The sequence below is a fragment of the Microbispora hainanensis genome, from assembly GCF_006874475.1.
Lineage (GTDB): Bacteria > Actinomycetota > Actinomycetes > Streptosporangiales > Streptosporangiaceae > Microbispora > Microbispora hainanensis.
In genome coordinates this window covers 1-18,911 of record NZ_VIRM01000020.1, presented here as the reverse complement: position 1 = coordinate 18,911, position 18,911 = coordinate 1, and the positions used below count along the sequence as shown (strand labels likewise).

Below are 18,911 nucleotides of genomic sequence, written 5' to 3'. Positions count from 1 at the left end.
ACCCGATCCGGTCCTTCCGTCCGCGCCGAGGCGCCAAAACTGCGAACCAGGCGCGGGCGACCTTCACGCCCCGGCCTCACTCGGTGAGATAACGCTGGATCGTGGGACTCAGCCAGGCGACCAGTTCTTCCTCCGTTGCCGCCACCATCGGCGGAAATTTCAGGATGTAGCGGGACAGGGCCAAGCCCAGCAGTTGTGAGGCGACCAGGGAGGCCCGCAGGGGGGCGCGTTCCGGATCGCCGGTCAGGCTGATCACGAGCGGCATGACCTGGCCGCCGAGAATCGTCCGCATGCGTTCGGCGGCGGCCTCGTTCGTCACACCCGTGCGCAGCAGGACCTGCAGTCCTTCGTCGGCCTCCCACTTGCGCAGGAAGTGGCGCACCAGGCCGACGCCGGCCTGATCCGCGGGCAGCTCGGGCAGCTCCAGGTCGAATTCGGCCGCGGCCGCGAACAGCTTCTCCTTGGTGCCGAAATAACGCATCACCATGGCCGGGTCGATTCGCGCATCGGCGGCGATGGCCCTGATGGTGGCCTTGTCGTAGCCGTCGGCGGCAAAGCGTTCGCGGGCCGCGGCCAGGATCACGGCCTTGGTCTCGGTGGAGGATCTTCTCATGTCAACGATTGTAGGCCAACACTTGTTGACTTCGCACGCGCGGCGGGCTTACGGTCATGCCAACAACCGTTGACCAAGGAGACGCCATGAACGCCGAAGTGCTCATCGTGGGAGCCGGACCCGTCGGGCTGACCGCCGCGATCGTCCTGAGCCGGCACGGCCGGAAGGTCGTGATCGTGGACGCGCAGGAGGGAGGCGCCAACACCTCTCGCGCTGCCGTCGTGCACTCCCGCACACTGGAAGTCCTGGAGCCGTACGGCGTGGCGGACCGGCTGGCCGCGCAGGGCATCCACGCTCCGGTCTTCACCATCCGCGACCGCGACCGAGTGCTGGTGCCGGTGCCCTTCGACGGTCTGCCGACCGCCTACCCGTACACTCTGATGATCTCCCAGGCCGACACGGAGGCCCACCTGCTGGCCCGTCTGCACGAGCTCGGCGGCAAAGTGATCAGGCCCGTCCGGGTGAGCGGGATCAAGCAGGACGCCGAGGGTGTCACCGCCACCCTGGACGACGGGCAGCGCATCCACGCCGCCTATCTGATCGGCGCCGACGGCATGCACAGCACCGTCCGCCAGAGCGCGGGGATCGGCTTCAGCGGCGGCACCTACGCCGAGTCGTTCGTGCTGGCCGACGTCCGCCTGTCCGGCGGGGTGCCCGGCAACGAGGTCATCCTGTACTTCTCGCCCGCCGGACTGGTCGTCGTCGCCCCGCTGCCCGGCGGCCTGCACCGCATCGTCGCCACCGTGGACGAGGCGCCCAAGGAGCCCGGCATCCCCCTGGTGCAGCACCTGCTCGACACCCGCGGCCCGAAGGCCGAGCCCGCGCGGGTGCGGGAGCTGATCTGGAGCTCGCGCTTCAGGGTCCACCACCGCATCGCCGACACCTACCGCCGGGGCCGCATCCTGCTGGCCGGCGACGCCGCCCACGTGCACTCACCCGCCGGTGGCCAGGGCATGAACCTGGGCATCGACGACGCCGTACACCTGGGTGAGACGCTGGCCCGGGTGCTCGACGGCGGCCCGGACAGCCTCCTCGACTCCTATGCCGCCACCCGGCTCCCCCAGGCAGAGCAGGTGGTCGCCCTCGCCGGGCGGCTCACCAAGCTCGCCACCGCCGCCGCCGGCCGCCGCGTGCTGCGCAACCTCGTCCTTGCCCTGGCCGGCCGCATCCCCACCGTCCGTACGCGGCTGGCCTGGCAACTGTCCGGGCTGAACCGGCGGCACACCGCATGAACGCACACCGCAGGAACGCACACCGCATGAACGCACACTGCATGAACGCATGCGGCATCAACTCCCACCGCATGAACGACGCGGGCCGGGAACGGCTAGAGCGGATTGTCGTGGGCGATGAGGGCGAGCTGGACGCGATTGTCCAGGTTGGTCTTCGCGAGGATGCGGGAGATGTAGCTCTTGACCGTGCCGACGCTCATGTGGAGCTCCGCCGCGATGTCCGCGTTGGACGCGCCCCGGCCGACCGCGGCGGCGACCTCACGCTCGCGGTCGCTGAGCCGGGACAGCAGTCTGCGTCCGTCGTCGCGGCGGCGGTCCTCCGCCTCCGGCGCCAGGTGGGCGATCAGGCGCCGGGTCACGCCGGGCGACAGGATGGGCTCGCCCGCCGCGACCCGGAGCACCGCGTCCACGATGCCCTCCGGCGGGGTGTCCTTGAGCAGGAAACCGCTGGCCCCGGCGCGCAGCGCGCCGAAGACGTGCTCGTCGGCGTCGAACGTGGTCAGCATGATGACGTGGGGCGGGTCGGGCCGGCGCCGCAGCAGCCGGGTGGCGTCGATCCCGTTCAGGCCCGGCATGCGGATGTCCATGAGCACCACCTCGGGCGCGTACGCGTCGACCGCGGCTCCGACCTCGGCGCCGTCGGCCACGCCGCCCACCACGACGAGCTCGTCGGCGCCCTTGAGCATCAGCGTCAGACCCGCCCTGACGAGCGGGTCGTCGTCCACGACCAGCACGCGTACGGCGCTCACACCGGCCATGGTAGCCAGACCGCCAGCCGAAACTCGCCTTCGTCCATCCCGGCCTGCTCCACCCGGCCGCCCGCCAGCTCGGCCCGCTCCCGCATCCCGGCCAGGCCGGCGCCCTCACTCCGGGGAGCGTGCACCACGGGGTTTCGTATCTCGATGGCGAGCCCCTGCTCCGGCCCGCCGTCGAGGCGGACGGTCACGGGCCTGCCCGGTGCGTGCTTCCTGGCGTTGGTGAGCCCCTCCTGGACGATCCGGTAGGCCGCCCGCGCCGTCAGCCCCGGCAGGCCGGGCAGGCGCACACCGCCGTCGTGCATCTCCACCTGCATGCCCGCTTGCCGTACCTCCTCGACCAGAGCGTGCAGGTCCAGCTCGGCGAGGACGGGCGCCTCGCGGAGCACCGAGATGACCTGGCGCAGCTCCTGCAACGCCTGGTGCGCGCTGGAGCGCACCACCGCGGCCGCCTCGACGACCTCCTCGGGGTCGGCCCGCGCGTTGAACTGCAGCGCCCCGGCGTGCAGGGCCAGCAGCGACAGCCGGTGCGCCAGCACGTCGTGCATCTCGCGCGCGATGGCCAGGCGTTCGGCGTGGCGGGCCTGTTCGACGCGTCGCCGCTGCTCCTCCTCGGCCCTGCGGACCCGCTCCTCCAGCGACAGCACCAGTTGACGGCGGGCCCGCGCCAGCATCCCCCATCCGGTCAGCGCCACCCCGAACAGCACCGCGACCAGCGCCCACACCGGGTAGGGCGCCAGCCCCGGCGGCCGCAGCCAGAACCGGGCCAGCGTCGCGGCCACCCACGCCGCGCCCACCCCGATCGCGACGGCCGAGCGGCGATACAGAGCGGTCATCAGCGTGGCGATGCCGGCCGCGACCGACGCCGATGCCGCGGGCACCGCCAGCGCCACGGCCACGAGCGCCATCGTGGCCGGCCACCGGCGCGACAGCCACAACGCCCCGCACGCCACCGCGCCGCCGGCCACGTCCACGGCGAGCCACCAGCCGGAAGCCGCGCCGAGGTCGCCGTGCACGACGACCGCCGCCGCGGCCAGCGCGCAGGCGACCCCTCCCACCCGGATCGCCCGGTCCCGCCGTGTCGTGGCCGGACCCGGCCGTACGTCTGCCGTCACGGACGCCCAGCGTAATGACGGCGGGCCCGGCGGCGGCAGCAACCAAAGTCGACTCCGGGTTGTCACCTGGGTTGGCACGGCCAGGGCCCGGGGCGGCAGACGTCCATGCTGGGTGCGGAACACGCTGGGCGCATGACGGCGAAGAAGACGAACAAGGCGAACAAGACGCGCGGCCGGCTGGCCGCACTGCTCCTCGCGGTGATCACACCGCTCGTGGCCGAGTTCACCCTCGGCAACCCGCCGCTGCGCATGGCCTGGCTCCTGCTGCTGTGGGTCCCGATATACGGCGCGGGCGTCGTCCTGGTGCGCGAGCTGGTGCGGCGGGCCGGGACGGGCTGGACCGGGGTGCTGCTGCTCGGGGCCGCGTACGGCATCGTCGAGGAGGGCCTGGCGCTGCAGGCGCTGAGCAGCCCCACGATCTACGGCGCCGCCGGGTGGGCGCCCCGGATCCTGGGGCTGAACAGCGCGTACGCCGAGCTGCAGATCCCCTATCACGCGGTCTTCAGCGCCGCGATCCCGATCCTGCTGACCGATCTGATCGTCCCGTCGCTGCGTGACCGGCCCTACCTGGGCAGGCTCGGCGCCTGGGTGGCCGGGACGGTCTTCGTCCTCGGCGCGCTGCTGCTGCGGGTGACGGTGGTGACGGCCATCGACCCCGGGTATGAGGCGCCACCGGCGATCCTCGCGGGCTGCGCGGCCGCCGTGGCCCTGCTGACGGCGGTGGGGCTGCGGCTCAGGCTCCGCCGGGCCGTATCCCCGGTCAGCCCGCCCGCGCCCGCGGTGGCCGGGGTGTTCGGCGCCGTGGCCGCCTTCGCATTCCTGGCGTCGCTGTTCCCCTTCGGGGGCGCGACCCGGCCCGCCTTCACGCACGGCGGATGGGTGATCGTGCCGATGTCGGCGGCGGCCGTGCTGGCGGTCATCGTCGCGTGGCTCCTGCGCCGCTGGACGGCCGGCGGCCTCTGGACGGACCGGCACAGTCTCGCCCTGGCCTCGGGCGCCCTGATCGCGCACACCGCGTTCGGCCTGATCTCCAACACCGACACGGCGGCCGACCGCGCCGGTCTGGCGGCCGTCGGCGTGGTCATGGTGGGTCTGCTGGCCCTGCTGGGCCGCCGGATCGCCGGCCTCACTCGCACCGGATGAGCGCAGGCCGGATTTCGCACGTCGCTATACCGGGCAGCGGGTACGCACCCATGCGAGGGCGAGGAGGCCCTCATTCCCATGATCCTGGAGGTGTCTTCATGCGGAAGGACCAACAGGCAGGCCGGCCCAGGCGCCCGCGGGACGAACGGGCACAGACCCCGGACCGCCCGGGCCATCGAGGCGACGCCCGGGCCGACGGCGAACCCCCGGACGGGAACGACACGTGTCTGGAAGACACGGCGGAGATCCCGATGGGCCTCGATGTCGATCGCGAGTCCCGCGAGATCCGGTAACCGTACGGGAGCACAGCGGGGCCGGCGGGGCCATGAGAGCCCGCCGGCCCCGCTGTGGGCCGTCCGATGCCGGTCAGGCCAGGGCTCGGGGGCGACGCCCGCCGCGTCAGGTCCAACTTCGTCCTGATGTCGGCCAGGCGAGGGAGTTGCCCAGGCAGAAGTGCGGGCTGCCCTTGCCGAAAGTGATGTGGTCGTTGTTCTCGCGTGTCACGTCGAACGCATAGGGGTCGGCGAAAGCCGCGGTCGCGGTGCCGGCCGACCTGGGCCTCGGCGACCCGCCCGCTGTCGCGCCGCGCTCACCGCGCCTCCGTCGCCGCCTGAGACCCTAATCGACTCCAAGGAGACCGTCGTGGACACGTATCGCAATGTGATCGCCGGAGAGAGCCGCGACCCGGCGTCCGGAGAGTGGATGGACCTGGTCGACCCGTCCACCGAGAAGGTGTACGCCCAGGCGGCCCGCTCGGGCGGCGCCGACGTGGACCACGCGGTCACGGCCGCCGCCGAGGCCGCGCGCACCTGGCGGCGCACCACCCCGGCCGAGCGTCAGCGGCTGCTCCTTGAGCTGGCCGATCTGATGGCGGACAACAGGGAGGCGCTGGCCGAGGCCGAGGTGCGGGCGACCGGCAAGCCGCGCGGCATCGCGCTGCGGGTCGACGTGGGCGGGGCGATCGACACCATCCGCTATTTCGCCGGCGCGGCGCGGGTGCTGGAGGGCCTCGGCGCCGCCGAGTACGCCGAGGGGCACACCTCGTTCGTACGCCGTGAGCCGATCGGCGTCGTCGCCCAGGTGACGCCGTGGAACTACCCGCTGATGATGGCCGCCTGGAAGATCGGCCCGGCGCTGGCGGCGGGCAACACGCTGGTGCTGAAGCCGTCCGACACGACGCCGGGCTCGACCGTGCTGCTCGGCGAGCTGTGCGCCCGGGTGCTGCCGCCCGGCGTGGTCAACGTGGTGTGCGGCGACCGGGACACCGGCCGAGCGCTGGTGGCGCACCCCGGCGTGGAGATGGTGGCGATCACCGGCTCGACCCGGGCCGGAGCCGAGGTGATGGCGGCCGCGGCGAGCGACCTCAAGGACGTCCACCTGGAGCTGGGCGGAAAGGCCCCCGCGCTGGTCTTCGCCGACGTGGACCCGGCCGCCGCGGCCGCCGGCATCGCCGAGGCGGCGTTCTTCAACACGGGACAGGACTGCACGGCCGTCACCCGCGTGCTCGTCGAGCGGCGCGCCTACGACGGGTTCGTCGAGGCGCTGGCCGAGGCGGCGCGGGCCCTCGCCGTCGGTGGCCCCGACGAGGGCGTGTTCCTCGGCCCGTCCAACAACGCCGCCCAGGCCGAGCGGGTCGCCGGGTTCCTCGACCGGCTGCCCGCGCACGCCCGGGTGGTCGCCGGCGGCGCCCGGCTCGACCGTCCCGGCTACTTCTTCCCGCCGACCGTCGTCGCCGACGTGCGGCAGGACGACGAGATCGTGCAGCAGGAGATCTTCGGCCCGGTCGTGACCGTGCAGCCGTTCGAGGACGAGGACGAGGCCGTCGCCCTGGCCAACGGGGTCGAGTACGCGCTCGCCTCCAGCGTGTGGACCAGGGACACCGGGCGTGCCATGCGCCTTTCCGCCGCGCTGGACTTCGGCGCGGTCTGGGTCAACTGCCACCAGGTGATCATCCCCGAGATGCCGCACGGCGGCTTCAAGCACTCGGGCACCGGCAAGGACCTGTCCCGATACGGCCTCGACGCCTACACACGGGTCAAGCACGTGATGATCAGCCATACCTGACGTCTCCGTGCGCCTGATCCAGCCGCTGGTGGAGCAGTGCCTGCTGGGCCGGGTTGGCGGTCAGGCCCAGCGCTCGCTCGTCGGATAGCCGCGCCTGATCGGTGTCACCCAGCGCGCGCAGCAGCTCGGCCCGGGTGGCGTGCAGCAGCGGGTAGCGGGACAGGGCCTCCTCCAGGCCGGTCAGCTCCGCCAGCGCGGCGGCCGGCCCCTTGACATAGCGCAGGGCAACGGCCCGGTGCAGCCGGGTGACCGGCGACGGGGCGACGGCCAGGAGCATGTCGTACAGCACGAGGATCTGCGCCCAGTCGGTCTGCTCGAAGCCGGCCGCCTCGGCGTGACAGGCGACGATCGCGGCCTGCACCTGGTAGGGCCCCGGCCGGCGGTGGGCCCGGGCGGCCCGGGTCAGCGCCGCGGTCGCCTCCGCGATCGCGGCGTGGTCCCACAACGAGCGGTCCTGCTCGGCGAGCGGCACCAGACGCCCGTGGGAGTCGAACCTGGCCGCGCCGCGTGCGCGGTGGAGCCGGATGAGGGCGAGCAGCCCGGCCACCTCCGGCTCGCCCGGCATGAGGCCGGCCAGGAGCGCGGCCAGCCACTCGGCGTCGTCGGCCAGGTCGCGTGCCTCGGCCCGGTCGCCGGTGCTCGACAGGTAGCCCTCGTTGAACAGCAGATAGACGACCGCGAGCACGGCGCCGAGCCGCTCGGGCAGTTCGTCCGCGGCCGGAATCCGATAGGGAATGCCCGCTGCGGCGATCTTCCGTTTGGCGCGGGTGATCCGCTGGGCGACGGTGGTCTCCGGCACGACGAAGGCCGCGGCGATCTGCGCGGTGCTCAGCCCGCACACCACCCGCAGGGTCAGCGCGATCCGGGCCTCGGGCGACAGCGCCGGATGGCAGCACGTGAAGATCAGCCGTAGCCGGTCGTCGCCCTCCCCCGGTTCGGGCCACCGCAGCCGGGCCAGTTTGGCGCGGTGGTTCGTCTCCCGCCGCAGCACGTCGAGGCCGCGGCGCCGGGCCACGGTGAGCAGCCAGGCGTCCGGCCGGTCCGGCACGCCCTCGACCGGCCAGCGGCGCAGCGCGGTCTCCACGGCGTCCTGCACCAGGTCTTCCGCGGCGGAGAAGTCGCCCAGCAGCGACACCAGGCAGGCCACGAGGCGGCCCGCGTGCTCGCGCACCACGTGGGCCAGCGCCTCGCGGCTCCCCCGGCCGTCGTCCGGTGCGCTCATGCGATCGGGCGGATCTCCACGACCGGGCACGCCGGCCACGACCTGGCCAGCTTCAGCGCCTCGTCCAGGTCGGCCACCTCCACCTCGGCGTAGCCGCTGACGACCTCCTTGCCCTCGACGAACGGTCCGTCGGTGACGACGGGCTCGCCGCCGTCGAGGCGTACGGTGGTCGCGGTGTGCGCGGGCGCCAGATGAGCGTGATGCGTGATCTTGCCGGAGTTCTCGGCGAACCAGCGCGTCACCGCCTCGTAGGCGGCCTCGCGCTCCAGCTCGCCCATCGCCTCCAGACGCGCGGCGAACTCCTCGTTCTCTACGAACATCAGCACATACTTCACGGTTGACTCTCTTCCCTCGATCGGCCCTCTAATCGGCCCTCGAATCGGCCCTCGAATCGGCCCTCGACAGGAAGACGATCGGGCACCCGCCTTTTACGACACCCGGCGGCAGGACTCCGCCGGAGCTGCCGGATCAGGCGGTCAGCACCTTGCGGAGCAGCTCGCCGAATTCGGCGGGGTGCGTGCTGAGCCCGGTGTGCCCGCCGGGGAAGTGGACGAGCTCCGTGCCGAACCGCTCGGCGAGGAAGGCGGCGGGACGGTAGGGGAGTTCGCCTTCCGAGTCCGCCCCCGCGGCGAGCACGAGCCGGTCCGACAGGGCCTCCAGCCGGTCCACGTCCGGCCGGTACGCCATGAAGCCCGGCACGATGCGTCCGAGGAAGTAGGGCATGTCGGCCATCGTCCGCTCCGCCCGTGCCGCCGCCTGCGGGGGAAGCTCGGTGGCCGCCCCGGCGTCGGCGGGCTCGGCGCCGGGCTCGTCGGCGGGCTCGTCGGCGGGCTCGGTGCCGGGCCGTCTCAGGCCGGCGGCGAAGACGGCCGCCGCGGGCATCAGCCCTTCCCGATGGAACGTGTCCTGGACGCGGGCGAGCAGCGCGCGGTGCTCGGCCGCGTCCGGCAGCACCTCCACCACCGGCGGCTCGTGCGCCACGACGCGTTCGATCCGCTCGGGATGGGTGGTGAGCAGGTGCAGCGCGACGATGGCGCCCGAACTGCAGGCGGCCACGCGGGCGGGCGCGTCCGGAGACAGCAGCTCCAGCAGCCGGAGCGCGTCGTCGGCGTGCCGCTCGACCCGCTGCGGAGCCTCCGGGTCGTCAAGGGGGCTGCGGGACAGGCCGCGCGGGTCGTAGGACGCGACCGTGTAGTCGGCGGCCAGGGCCTCGGCGACGCCGTCGAAGGAGGACGCTCCGCCCGTGCCGCCGGGGATGAGCAGCAGGAGCGGTCCCGCTCCGCGCACCTCGTAGTGCAGGGTGGCGCCGTCCACGCGCAGGTGGCCGATGGCGGGGCTGGTCATGCCGGATCTCCTTCGTCGTGCGTGGGCCAGTGCTCCAGGAGGGTGTGCAGGGCGTCGAGGCAGCGGACCCAGGTGTCCTCCGCCGGGCGCGCGTGCGCGAACCCGCCCGCGGCCTCCAGGCTGGTGAAGCCGTGCAGCGTGCTGCGCATCAGCCGGACCGCGTCGGTCAGGTCGGGCTCCTCCAGCGCGTAGCCGCGCAGCATGCTGTAGGTCAGCTCGACGGCGCGCCGCGGCCCGGCCGCCCGGGCCGCGAGCTCGGGGTCGATCTGTATCGGGATCTGCGTCGCCGTGTATCGGCCCGGGTGGTCGTGCGCGTACTGCCGCCAGGCGTTGGCGTACGCGACGAGTGCGTCCTTCCCGGCCCGCCCGGCGGTCGCCTCCGCGATGCGGATGGTCTTCTCGTCCGCCGCCAGCAGCGCGATCCGCCCGCGCAGGTCCTCAAGGCTGCGGACGTGCGCGTACAGGCTGGCGTCCTTCACCCCGAGTCGTCGTGCCACCGCCGACATGGTCACGTGGTCGAGCCCGACCTCGTCCGCCAGCTCGGCACCGGCGAGCGTCACCCGATCCGCCGTCAACCCGGCCCGCACCATGCGCATGCCGCCCTTCCAAGAGATTCCTAGGAGCCCTAGATTTTTCCTTGGACACCTAGGTTTCCGCACGCCGGCGCGGAGCGCAAGCGGTTATCGCGGTGACGGCTCGTATGACGACGTCGTCCGGGTCCGCGGCCGTCCCCCGTGCGAGCTACCGGCGAATGTCCACCGCGCGGTGACGATTCCCGGCAGCCGGATCCCTAGCGTTCTCGGCGTAGCCGCGGCGCTCCGGTCGCGGAGTCTCCCGAAGGAGTCGTCATGCGACTGTTGAAGCAGCTCGTGGCCGTCGCGGTGGTCGCCTTCGCCGGCGGCGCGCTCGTGGGCGCGGTGCAGGGGAACGCGTTCGTCACCCTCGTCCTCGGTCTCGCGACAGCCGTCCTCGCCGTGGTCGTGTACGCCCGGGTGGTGCGGTGGTCCGAGCGCCGCGCGCCGGTGGAGGTGGCCGTGCGGGGCGCCGCCCCCGCCGTCGGCCGGGGGCTGCTGATCGGGGCCGGGATGTTCGCGGCCGTGATCGTGAACCTCGCCTTCCTGGGGTACTTCCGGGTCGACGGCCTCGGCTCGGTGACGGGCATGATCGGGCTGCTCGGCTTCATGGCCGCCGCCGCCGTGACCGAGGAGCTGATGTTCCGCGGCGTGCTGTTCCGGATCGTCGAGCAATGGACCGGCACGTGGATCGCGCTGGGACTGTCCGGCCTGGTGTTCGGCCTTATGCACCTGGGCAGCGAGCACGCCAGCCTGTGGGGCGCGATCGCCATCGCCGTCGAGTCCGGCGGCATGCTCGCCGCCGCCTACGCCGCCACCCGCACCCTGTGGCTGCCGATCGGCCTGCACTTCGGCTGGAACTTCGCCGAGGCCGGCGTCTTCAGCGCCGAGGTCTCCGGCAACGGTGCGACCCACGGGCTGCTGAACAGCGTGACGTCCGGCCCGGCCCTGCTCACCGGCGGCGACTTCGGGCCGGAGGCGAGCCCGTACGCGGTGCTGTTCGGCGCGCTGCTGACGATCGCCTTCATGTGGCTGGCCCGCCGTCGCGGCAACCTGGTCCCCCTCCGGCGGCACGCCCGGGCCGCGGCGACCGCTACGCTCTCCCGGTGATCGATTTCCGGCGGGTGCCGGATCTGTGGATGCGGTTCGACGTCACGGTCCGGGATTCCTCGTTGGCGCTGTTGCTGGCCGCCACGTCACTCCTGCCGCCGGTGCGCAACTACGGGACGCAGCTCGGCGACCTGCCGACCCGCCCCCTGGACGCGGCGGCCGTCCTGGTGATCGCCCTGGAGTGCCTGCCGCTGGCCGTCCGCCGGCGATGGCCGGCCGCCTGTCTCCTCCCGGTGACGCTGGGCTTTGCCCTCGACCAGCTCCTCGCGTACCACACGGCGGGAGGCACCGCGCTGCCCATCGCGCTCATCAGCTCGGGCGTCCACCTGGAGCGTCACCGGCGCGTCATCATGGTCCTCCTCTCGGCGGCGTACGTGCCGCTGGCGCTCGCGCTCGACCGGAGCGGCTCGCCCGAGGAGCTGGACGGCTACGTCACGTTCTTCATGGCGCTGGTCCTCGCGTGGGGAGCCGGGGCCTGGCTGCGCTCCGCCCGGGCCGCCGAGGCCGCGGCCCGCCTCCGCGTCGCCGAGGCCACCCGCGCCGCCGAACGCACCCGCATCGCCCGCGAGCTCCACGACGTCGTCACCCATCACGTGACGGCGATGGTCGTACAGGCCGAGGCGGCACGCTATCTGACCGCCGCGCCCGAGCGTCTCGACGCGGCCCTGAGCGCGGTCACCGACACCGGCCGGCGGGCCATCTCCGACCTGCGGCGCCTGCTCGACCTGCTCAACCCCGGCCACGACAGCGACGTCAGGATGCCGTCCGTCGGCGAGCTCCGCACGCTGGTGGAGCAGACGCGCCAGGCCGGGCAGCCGGTGGAGTTCACCGAGGAGGGCGAACCGGCCGAATCCAGCGGCAGCGCCGAGTTCGTCGCCTATAGGGTCGTGCAGGAATCCCTGACCAATGCCCTCAAATACGCTCATGGCAGCCGCACCGAGGTCCGGGTGCGCTATGGCGAGAAGGAGATATTCGTGGAGGTCGGCACCGGCGGCTCCGGCTCGCGAACCGGCGCCCCCGGTGGGAGCGGGCGCGGTCTCGCCGGGCTCCGCGAGCGGGTCGACGCCCTGGGCGGCGAGTTCAGCGCCGACCGGCAGGCGGGCGGCGGCTTCGTCGTACGGGCACGCATCCCCTCGGGAAGCCCGTCGTGACCGCGCCGGTCCGGGTCCTGATCTGCGACGACCAGGCGCTGATCCGCACCGGGTTCGCGACGATCATCGATGCGCAGCCCGACCTCGAAGTGGTGGGCGAGTGCGGGGACGGCCGCACCGCGGTCGACCTCGCCCGGCGGCTGAACCCGGACATCGTGGTGATGGACGTGCGCATGCCGGTGCTCGACGGCATCGAGGCGACCCGCCTGCTGGCCGGCGCGGGGGTGGAGAATCCCGTCAAGGTGCTCGTGGTGACGACGTTCAACCTGGACGAGTACGTGTACGAGGCGCTGCGGGCGGGCGCGAGCGGGTTCCTGCTCAAGGACGCCCCACCGGCGCAGCTCCTGCACGGCATCCGCACCGTCGCGACGGGCGCCGCGCTGCTGGCGCCCGAGGTGACGCGGCAGCTCGTCGGCAGGTACGCGGCGCGGATCCGTCCCGCCGAGGGCGCAGCGGACGACGTCGCGCTGACCCCGCGCGAGCTGGAGGTGCTGCGCCTCATCGCCGACGGCCTGTCCAACAGCGAGATCGCCGCGACGTTGGTCATCAGCCACGAGACCGTCAAGACGTACGTGTCGCGCATCCTCACCAAGCTCGGCCTGCGCGACCGCGTGCAGGCCGTGGTGTACGCCTACCGCCGGGGCCTGGTGACCTGAGGCGAGCTGGTGCGATCCGCCCGATAGTGCGATCTTTTGCCCGTCTGGAGTGGATATAGTGCTATCGCGTCGCCCTGGCCTGGCAGAACACCGCCTACAACCAGCCGCCGCACCCGAGCTCATGGCAGGACGCGAGCCGGTCGCGGTAGGTGATCGTGCGGCAGGAAGGACACCGGCACATGACGCAGCCTGGCGACTACGGCGTTCCCGGTTCGCTGCACCGAGTTCTGGCCGACGTGACAACCGAGCGCGTCGCCCAGGATGCGATGTGGGGGCTGCAGGAACACCCCGACGGCACCGGGCCCGCGTACGCGCCCGAGGCCGACCTCGCCAAGCGGGCCGTGGCCGACGCCGCGGCCGAAGGCCGCCTGACCTGGCGGCACATCCTGCACGAAGAGGTGCTCGAAGCGTTCGCCGAGGACGACCCCGGCCGCCTGCGCACCGAGCTCATCCAGGTCGCCGCGGTCGCGGTGAAATGGGTCCAGGCCCTCGACGCCCGCGAGAACGGTTCGTGAGCTTCGATGCCTACGCACGGCGCGTGCGTGACCGCACGCTGCCCCACCTCGAGCGATACGTCGCCCTGCGCCGCGCCGTCGGGCATCACATGCCGCTGGGACCGCATGCGCCCTGGGACTACATCACCGGCCGGCCGGCGACGTGCGTAACGACGAGGGCGCACTCGTCCGCGCCCTGGACATACTGAAAGCGAGCAAGACCCTGCCCGACGCCCATTACCGATGGCGGAGCATCGACCATTCCGGCGAGCCGGAGCCCTCCGGCCTGAACGAGTCGCCGACCTGCGCGTTCCCGGACGCGCTCGGCGACCTCGACGTTCCGGGCTCCCCCGCCCGCCGGGCCTACGGCCGTTTCCTGGCCGACAACCCCGGGTTCTTCACCCTCGTTCAGCAGCGTGTGGTGAGCTACTGGGCCTGCTATCACCGCGAGGAGTTTCCTCGCCTCGCCGACTATCCAGGACACCGGCTCGTCACCGCCATGCGTGCCCTGACCTGGCCGCGAACCGATTCGAAACACGCTGCCGAGCGAGGAGGTTTCGCGCCTCGGCGACGGGAACCTCCGCAGGGCAGTCGCAGGACATATCCCGTTCATGTCTGCGACACACGCAATTGACATGCCTTCCCGCGTGAATTTACGCTTTCCGCGAATCGATTCGACTATGTCGCCCGCGTTGAGACCACCCCTTCGCTTCACCCCGACCGCCGGACGGCGCGTTCCCCACCCCCCGTCGAAGGAGTCACGAGTGAACACCACCTCACGTTGGCGGCGCGGCCGCCGCGGCCTGGCCGCCCTGTTCTCCGCCGCGACGCTCGTCGCCGCGTCCGTCCTCACGACCGCCGCACCGGCCCAGGCCGCCGACGAGTCCATCACCGTCGACTTCTCGGTCGCGGGCGGATCCCCGACGTACCGGGCGTCGGGGTGGATCTACGGCATGACCGAGAACGCGGCCGCGCCCCCGGACACCTACTTCACCGACGTGAAGTTCCGATACATGCGCGCCGGCGGCGCCCAGCTCGACAGCCCCGGCGGCTGGGTGTCGGGCAAGTACGACCGCCGGTGGAACGCCACCCGCGCCCAGCTCCTGCGCACGCGGTCACTCGGCGGGGAGTTCGTCCTGCTCGTGCACGACCTGTGGGGAGCCGACGGCTACCCGATCTCCCGCTTCCCCGGCGACAACGGCGACTGGACCGACTACGACAACTTCCTGACCCGCCTGATCGACGACCTACGGGCGACCGGCGCCCCGGTCCAGTGGGACCTGTGGAACGAACCGAACATCACCCTGTTCTGGAACCGTCCCCAGTCGCAGTATTTCGAGATGTGGAAACGCGCCTACCAGCGCATCCGTGCCGCGTTCCCCTCCCACCTGATCGTGGGCCCCAGCCTCGCGGGTGTGCCGTCCACCGGCGGCTGGTGGACGCAGTACCTCGACTACGTCAAGGCCAACAACGTCGTTCCCGACATCGTCAGCTGGCACTCCCTGCCCGGGGACCCGGTCACCAACGTCGCGACGGCCGACACCACGCTGAACTCCCGCGGCATCGCCCACCCTCGCCCGTACCAGATCAACGAGTACGGCGCCTCCAACGAGCAGAACCCCGCCGACGGCGCCTGGTACATCGCCCGGCTGGAGCGGGCCGGGGCCGACGGCCTGCGCGCCAACTGGGCGGGCGGGAGCAACCTGCACAACGACCTGGGCAACCTCCTCGTCCACAACTCCTCCGGCCAATACCAGCCCAAGGGCGAGTGGTGGGTCTACCGGTTCTACGGCTCGCAGACCGGACAGATCGCCTCCGTCACCCCCAGCTCCAACTACGACGCCTTCGCCACCAAGGCGAGCGGGAACGCCAAGATCCTCGTCGGCGGCGGCCGCACCACCGGCAACGTCGCCGTCAACCTGCGGCGCCTGGACACCACCGGCGGCATCGTGCAGAACAACCAGGTCCGCGTCCTCGTCGAGCGCATCCCCTACAACGGCGGCGGCGCGGTCCAGGGGCCGGTCACCGTCCAGAACACCGTGGTGACCCTGTCCGGCAACGGCACGACGGTCAACCTTCCGCACACCGCCATCGACGACACCTTCACCATCACACTCCTGCCGCCCTCAAGCGGCGGCGGGTCGGCGTCGGCGTTGCGCAACGTCAACGCCGGCCGCTGCCTCGACGTGCCGAACGTGTCGCAGACGAACGGCACCCAGCTCAACCTGTGGGACTGCAACGGCCAGACCAACCAGCAGTGGACGTACACCTCCTCGCGGCAACTGCAGGTGTACGGCGCCAAGTGCCTGGACGCCGAGGGCGCCGGAACCGCGAACGGGACCAGGGCGATCATCTGGGACTGCAACGGTCAGGCCAACCAGCAGTGGAACGTCAACGCCGACGGCACCATCACCGGCGTGCAGTCCGGCCTGTGCCTGGAGGCGAGCAACTTCGGCACCTCGAACGGCACGAAGGTGCAACTGTGGTCGTGCACCGGCACGACCAGTCAGAAGTGGACCCGAAACTGATCAGGTGACCGGCGGCGCCGGCCCGCCTCGCTCGTAACCGCCATACCGGTCGGACGTGCGCCACCACACGTCCGACCGGCGTCCGGACTCGCCGGCGCGATCGCCTCCCCTGACGTCGAATCGATTCGTAGGACCGCGAAGGAGCAGATCGCGCACGTCACGGGGGTCGCGCGGATGGTGACATGCGTCGTGGTCGTCGATGCATGCGCTCGATTCGACTTACGATGTGCATGTCGGTCGGACGAGGTGAGGAGCGCCGGTGAACATCGGGGAGATCGCCAAGCGGTCGGGTGTGGCGCGCAGCACCGTCTCGTACGCCCTCAGTGGCAAGCGGCCCGTGTCGGAGGAGACGCGCCGGCGCATCCAGGCGGTCATCGACGAGCTGGGCTACCGGCCCAACGCCGCCGCCAAGGCGCTCAAGGAGGGCAGGACCCACACCATCGGCCTGGTCATCCCACCCGCCAGCCGGCGCCTTACCGACATGCAGCTCGGGTTCGTGGCCAGCGTCGTCGACGCGGCCGCCCACGCCGACCTGGACGTCCTTTTGTCACCGTCCGGGGGCGAGCACGACCGGTCGTTCGAGCGCGTGGTCGGCGGCAGACGCGTTGACGGGGTCATCGTCATGGAGATACGGCTGGAGGACGACCGGGTGACGCGCCTGCGGCAGGCCGGGCTGCCCTTCGTCGGCATCGGCCGCACCTGCCGGCCGGAGGAGATGTCCTGGGTGGACATCGACTACGAGAAGCTGATCGCCAACTGCGTGCACCACCTGGCCGACCTCGGTCATCGCCGCATCGCCCTGGTCAACCGCTCCGAGGAGCTGGTGGCGGCCGGATACGGTCCCGGCCACCGCGCCCAGGCCGGTTTCGCCCGCGCGATGACGGAGCGGGGTCTCGACGGGGTGCAGACCTGCTGCGCCGACGACGCCCAATCGGGGGTGTCCTGCGTCGAGCGGCTCCTCGGCGAGCATCCCGATCTGACCGCGATCGCCACCATCAACGAGGCCGCCACCCCCGGGATGTACCACGCGCTGGCCCAGGCGGGCTTGGTCGTGCCTCGCGACTTCTCCATCGCCGGCGTCGCGGCGCGGCACTGGGCGGAGAACCTGCATCCTCCGCTCACGGCCGCCGACGTCCCCGCGGACGAGCTCGGCGCCCGCGCCGTCGACATGCTCATCCGGCTGATCGCCGACCCCGCCACCCCGCACGGTCATCTCCTGGTCGCACCGCCCATCTCCCTGCGGGGCACGACCGGCCCCGCCCGCGCGCGCCGTCACCGTTCCTGACGACCGTACGCGGGCCGGCGCATAACCGCTCCGTCGAAGTCGTGAAATTTTCACCCGTGGCCGCCTGCGGTTACCGGGCCCGCTGTCGTCGCGGCAGATGAGGCGCACCGGCAGACCGGGGAGGCCGGCCCGGGCCGGGCGGGAGCCTTGACGGGGCGTCGGCCGTCGTATTTGCTCCGCCGCACCACCACCTAATCACCACACAGAGAGGACCCGTCCTGTAGGCGCAAATGTTAGCGCTAACAAAACGCCTGATCGTCGTCCCTCCCGCACTACCCCAGGAGCATTCATGAAGATCGAATCCCTTCTGCGCCTGGTCGGCGCCGCAATCACCCCTCGCAACATGCTCGGCGGACACGCGGCGGCGACCGCGCGTACGTGGAGACGCTTGTCGGCCGCGGCGCTGCTGGCCGTGGTCGTGGCGATTGCGGGCACGCTGACGAGCCCGGGGGTCGCCGTCGCGGAGTCGAACGGCGGGGTGCGGGTGATGCCGCTGGGCGACTCGATCACCGAGGGCACGCAGGTGCCCGGCGGCTACCGGATCGGGTTGTGGTCGCGTCTTGCCTCGGGCCGCTACACGATCGACTTCGTCGGGTCGCAGTACAACGGACCGGGCAGCCTGGGCGACCACGACCACGAGGGACACCCGGGGTGGCGGATCGACCAGATCGACGCGAACATCACCGGCTGGCTGCGCAACTACACGCCGCGCACGGTGCTGTTGCACATCGGCACCAACGACGTGCTGCAGAACTACAACGTGTCCGGCGCACCGCAGCGGCTGTCCACGCTGATCGACCACATCACCGCGGCGGCGCCGGACGCCGAGGTGTTCGTCGCGACCATCATCCCGCTGTCGAACTCCGGGCAGGAGGCCGCCGCCCGCACCTTCAACTCGGCGATCCCCGGCATCGTGCAGTCCAAGGCGAACAGCGGCAAGCACGTCCACCTGGTCGACATGCACAGCAAGCTGACCACCGGCGACCTCATCGACGGCATCCACCCCACCGCCAACGGCTACGACAAGATGGCCGCCGCATGGTACGCCGCGCTGCAGTCGGTCTCCGGCAGCATCGGCCAGCCCGGCGGCACTCCCAGCCCGACGCCGACCGCCTCCACGAGCGCCATCCGCGGCGTGGGGTCGGGCCGCTGCCTGGACGTCACCGGCGTCTCCCAGGCGAACGGCGCCCAGGTGCAGATCTGGGACTGCAACGGACAGAGCAACCAGCAGTGGACCGTGACGAGTGCCGGTGAGCTGCGGGTCTACGGCGGCAAGTGCCTCGACGCGTACGGCGCCGGCACGGCCGACGGCACCAGCGTGATCATCTGGGACTGCAACGGCCAGAACAACCAGCAGTGGCGCCTCAACTCCGACGGCTCCATCACCGCCGTCGGCGCCAACAAGTGCCTCGACGTCCCCAACTACTCGACCGCCAACGGCGTCAAGCTCCAGATCTGGTCGTGCAACGGCCAGGCCAACCAGCGCTGGACCCGCGTCTGACGGTGGTGTCCCGCCTTCGCCGTGGCGACCGCGGCGAAGGCGGGACACCACGGCCGTGCCCGTCACGGAGTCTGCCGGACGGCTCACCCCCGACCCCCACTGACGAGGAAACGACGAGGAGACACG

The 18,911-nt window shown here is 72.0% G+C and carries 18 protein-coding genes and 1 pseudogene; 12 read left to right on the top strand and 7 right to left on the bottom strand.

Annotation, left to right across the window (positions count from 1 at the left end; all coding sequences use genetic code 11):
• Positions 1-76: 76 nt before the first annotated feature.
• Entirely contained in the window at positions 77-613 is a 537-nt protein-coding gene (locus tag FLX08_RS17805; RefSeq protein ID WP_142619996.1) for a TetR/AcrR family transcriptional regulator, read from the bottom strand.
• An 86-nt stretch (positions 614-699) separates the two neighbouring features.
• Here FLX08_RS17805 and FLX08_RS17800 point away from each other — a divergent pair, with 86 nt between their 5' ends.
• A complete protein-coding gene (locus tag FLX08_RS17800) occupies positions 700-1,845 on the top strand; it encodes an FAD-dependent oxidoreductase (protein WP_142619995.1) in 1,146 nt (381 codons plus the stop codon).
• 95 nt (positions 1,846-1,940) lie between these two features.
• Here the strand turns inward: FLX08_RS17800 and FLX08_RS17795 are convergent, their stop codons facing one another.
• Together FLX08_RS17795 and FLX08_RS17790 are read right to left on the bottom strand one after the other, a co-directional pair.
• Positions 1,941-2,603 (bottom strand): response regulator transcription factor, encoded by a 663-nt coding sequence (locus FLX08_RS17795; protein ID WP_142619994.1) that lies wholly within the window; start codon positions 2,601-2,603, stop codon positions 1,941-1,943.
• Positions 2,591-3,715, bottom strand: coding sequence for a sensor histidine kinase (locus tag FLX08_RS17790; RefSeq protein WP_142619993.1), 1,125 nt, complete (start codon positions 3,713-3,715; stop codon positions 2,591-2,593). Before FLX08_RS17790 ends, FLX08_RS17795 begins: the two co-directional genes overlap by 13 nt.
• Positions 3,716-3,847: 132 nt before the next feature.
• On the opposite strand from FLX08_RS17790, the gene FLX08_RS17785 reads away from it, so the two are divergent.
• Together FLX08_RS17785 and FLX08_RS17780 are read left to right on the top strand one after the other, a co-directional pair.
• The gene (locus FLX08_RS17785) at positions 3,848-4,858 is read left to right on the top strand and encodes a hypothetical protein (protein WP_142619992.1); all 1,011 of its coding nucleotides are present in this window, start codon (positions 3,848-3,850) and stop codon (positions 4,856-4,858) included.
• A gap of 702 nt (positions 4,859-5,560) precedes the next feature.
• Complete coding sequence (locus FLX08_RS17780) at positions 5,561-6,922, top strand: aminobutyraldehyde dehydrogenase (RefSeq protein ID WP_244312725.1); 1,362 nt, start codon at positions 5,561-5,563, stop codon at positions 6,920-6,922.
• Here FLX08_RS17780 and FLX08_RS17775 read toward each other — a convergent pair.
• From FLX08_RS17775 to FLX08_RS17760, 4 genes are all read right to left on the bottom strand, one after another.
• A complete protein-coding gene (locus FLX08_RS17775) occupies positions 6,909-8,144 on the bottom strand; it encodes an RNA polymerase sigma factor (RefSeq protein ID WP_142619990.1) in 1,236 nt (411 codons plus the stop codon). The genes FLX08_RS17780 and FLX08_RS17775 overlap by 14 nt on opposite strands.
• Entirely contained in the window at positions 8,141-8,464 is a 324-nt protein-coding gene (locus FLX08_RS17770) for a YciI family protein (protein ID WP_142620073.1), read from the bottom strand. The genes FLX08_RS17775 and FLX08_RS17770 overlap by 4 nt, the downstream gene beginning before the upstream one ends.
• A 148-nt stretch (positions 8,465-8,612) precedes the next feature.
• The gene (locus tag FLX08_RS17765) at positions 8,613-9,488 is read right to left on the bottom strand and encodes an alpha/beta fold hydrolase (RefSeq protein ID WP_142619989.1); all 876 of its coding nucleotides are present in this window, start codon (positions 9,486-9,488) and stop codon (positions 8,613-8,615) included.
• Positions 9,485-10,078: a TetR/AcrR family transcriptional regulator gene (locus tag FLX08_RS17760; RefSeq protein ID WP_142620072.1), complete on the bottom strand. Its 594-nt coding sequence runs from the start codon at positions 10,076-10,078 to the stop codon at positions 9,485-9,487. The genes FLX08_RS17765 and FLX08_RS17760 overlap by 4 nt, the downstream gene beginning before the upstream one ends.
• A 258-nt stretch (positions 10,079-10,336) precedes the next feature.
• On the opposite strand from FLX08_RS17760, the gene FLX08_RS17755 reads away from it, so the two are divergent.
• The 9 genes and pseudogenes from FLX08_RS17755 to FLX08_RS42130 all read left to right on the top strand — a co-directional run bounded on the left by FLX08_RS17755 (position 10,337) and on the right by FLX08_RS42130 (position 18,785).
• The gene (locus FLX08_RS17755) at positions 10,337-11,170 is read left to right on the top strand and encodes a CPBP family intramembrane glutamic endopeptidase (protein ID WP_142619988.1); all 834 of its coding nucleotides are present in this window, start codon (positions 10,337-10,339) and stop codon (positions 11,168-11,170) included.
• A complete protein-coding gene (locus FLX08_RS17750; RefSeq protein ID WP_142619987.1) occupies positions 11,167-12,321 on the top strand; it encodes a sensor histidine kinase in 1,155 nt (384 codons plus the stop codon). Before FLX08_RS17755 ends, FLX08_RS17750 begins: the two co-directional genes overlap by 4 nt.
• Complete coding sequence (locus FLX08_RS17745) at positions 12,318-12,977, top strand: response regulator (protein WP_142619986.1); 660 nt, start codon at positions 12,318-12,320, stop codon at positions 12,975-12,977. Before FLX08_RS17750 ends, FLX08_RS17745 begins: the two co-directional genes overlap by 4 nt.
• Before the next feature lie 65 nt (positions 12,978-13,042).
• Positions 13,043-13,126, top strand: a pseudogene (locus tag FLX08_RS43400) (hypothetical protein); the annotation flags it as partial.
• A gap of 30 nt (positions 13,127-13,156) precedes the next feature.
• The gene (locus FLX08_RS17740) at positions 13,157-13,492 is read left to right on the top strand and encodes a hypothetical protein (protein ID WP_142619985.1); all 336 of its coding nucleotides are present in this window, start codon (positions 13,157-13,159) and stop codon (positions 13,490-13,492) included.
• A 142-nt stretch (positions 13,493-13,634) separates the two neighbouring features.
• Positions 13,635-14,105: a hypothetical protein gene (locus tag FLX08_RS17735; RefSeq protein WP_142619984.1), complete on the top strand. Its 471-nt coding sequence runs from the start codon at positions 13,635-13,637 to the stop codon at positions 14,103-14,105.
• 130 nt (positions 14,106-14,235) lie between these two features.
• Positions 14,236-15,999 carry an RICIN domain-containing protein gene (locus tag FLX08_RS17730; protein WP_142619983.1) on the top strand — a complete coding sequence of 588 codons (1,764 nt, stop codon included), beginning with the start codon at positions 14,236-14,238 and terminating at the stop codon, positions 15,997-15,999.
• 259 nt (positions 16,000-16,258) lie between these two features.
• Positions 16,259-17,284, top strand: coding sequence for a LacI family DNA-binding transcriptional regulator (locus FLX08_RS17725; protein ID WP_142619982.1), 1,026 nt, complete (start codon positions 16,259-16,261; stop codon positions 17,282-17,284).
• Positions 17,285-17,573: 289 nt separating this feature from the next.
• The gene (locus tag FLX08_RS42130) at positions 17,574-18,785 is read left to right on the top strand and encodes an SGNH/GDSL hydrolase family protein (RefSeq protein WP_244312717.1); all 1,212 of its coding nucleotides are present in this window, start codon (positions 17,574-17,576) and stop codon (positions 18,783-18,785) included.
• The last annotated feature ends 126 nt before the right edge of the window (positions 18,786-18,911 follow it).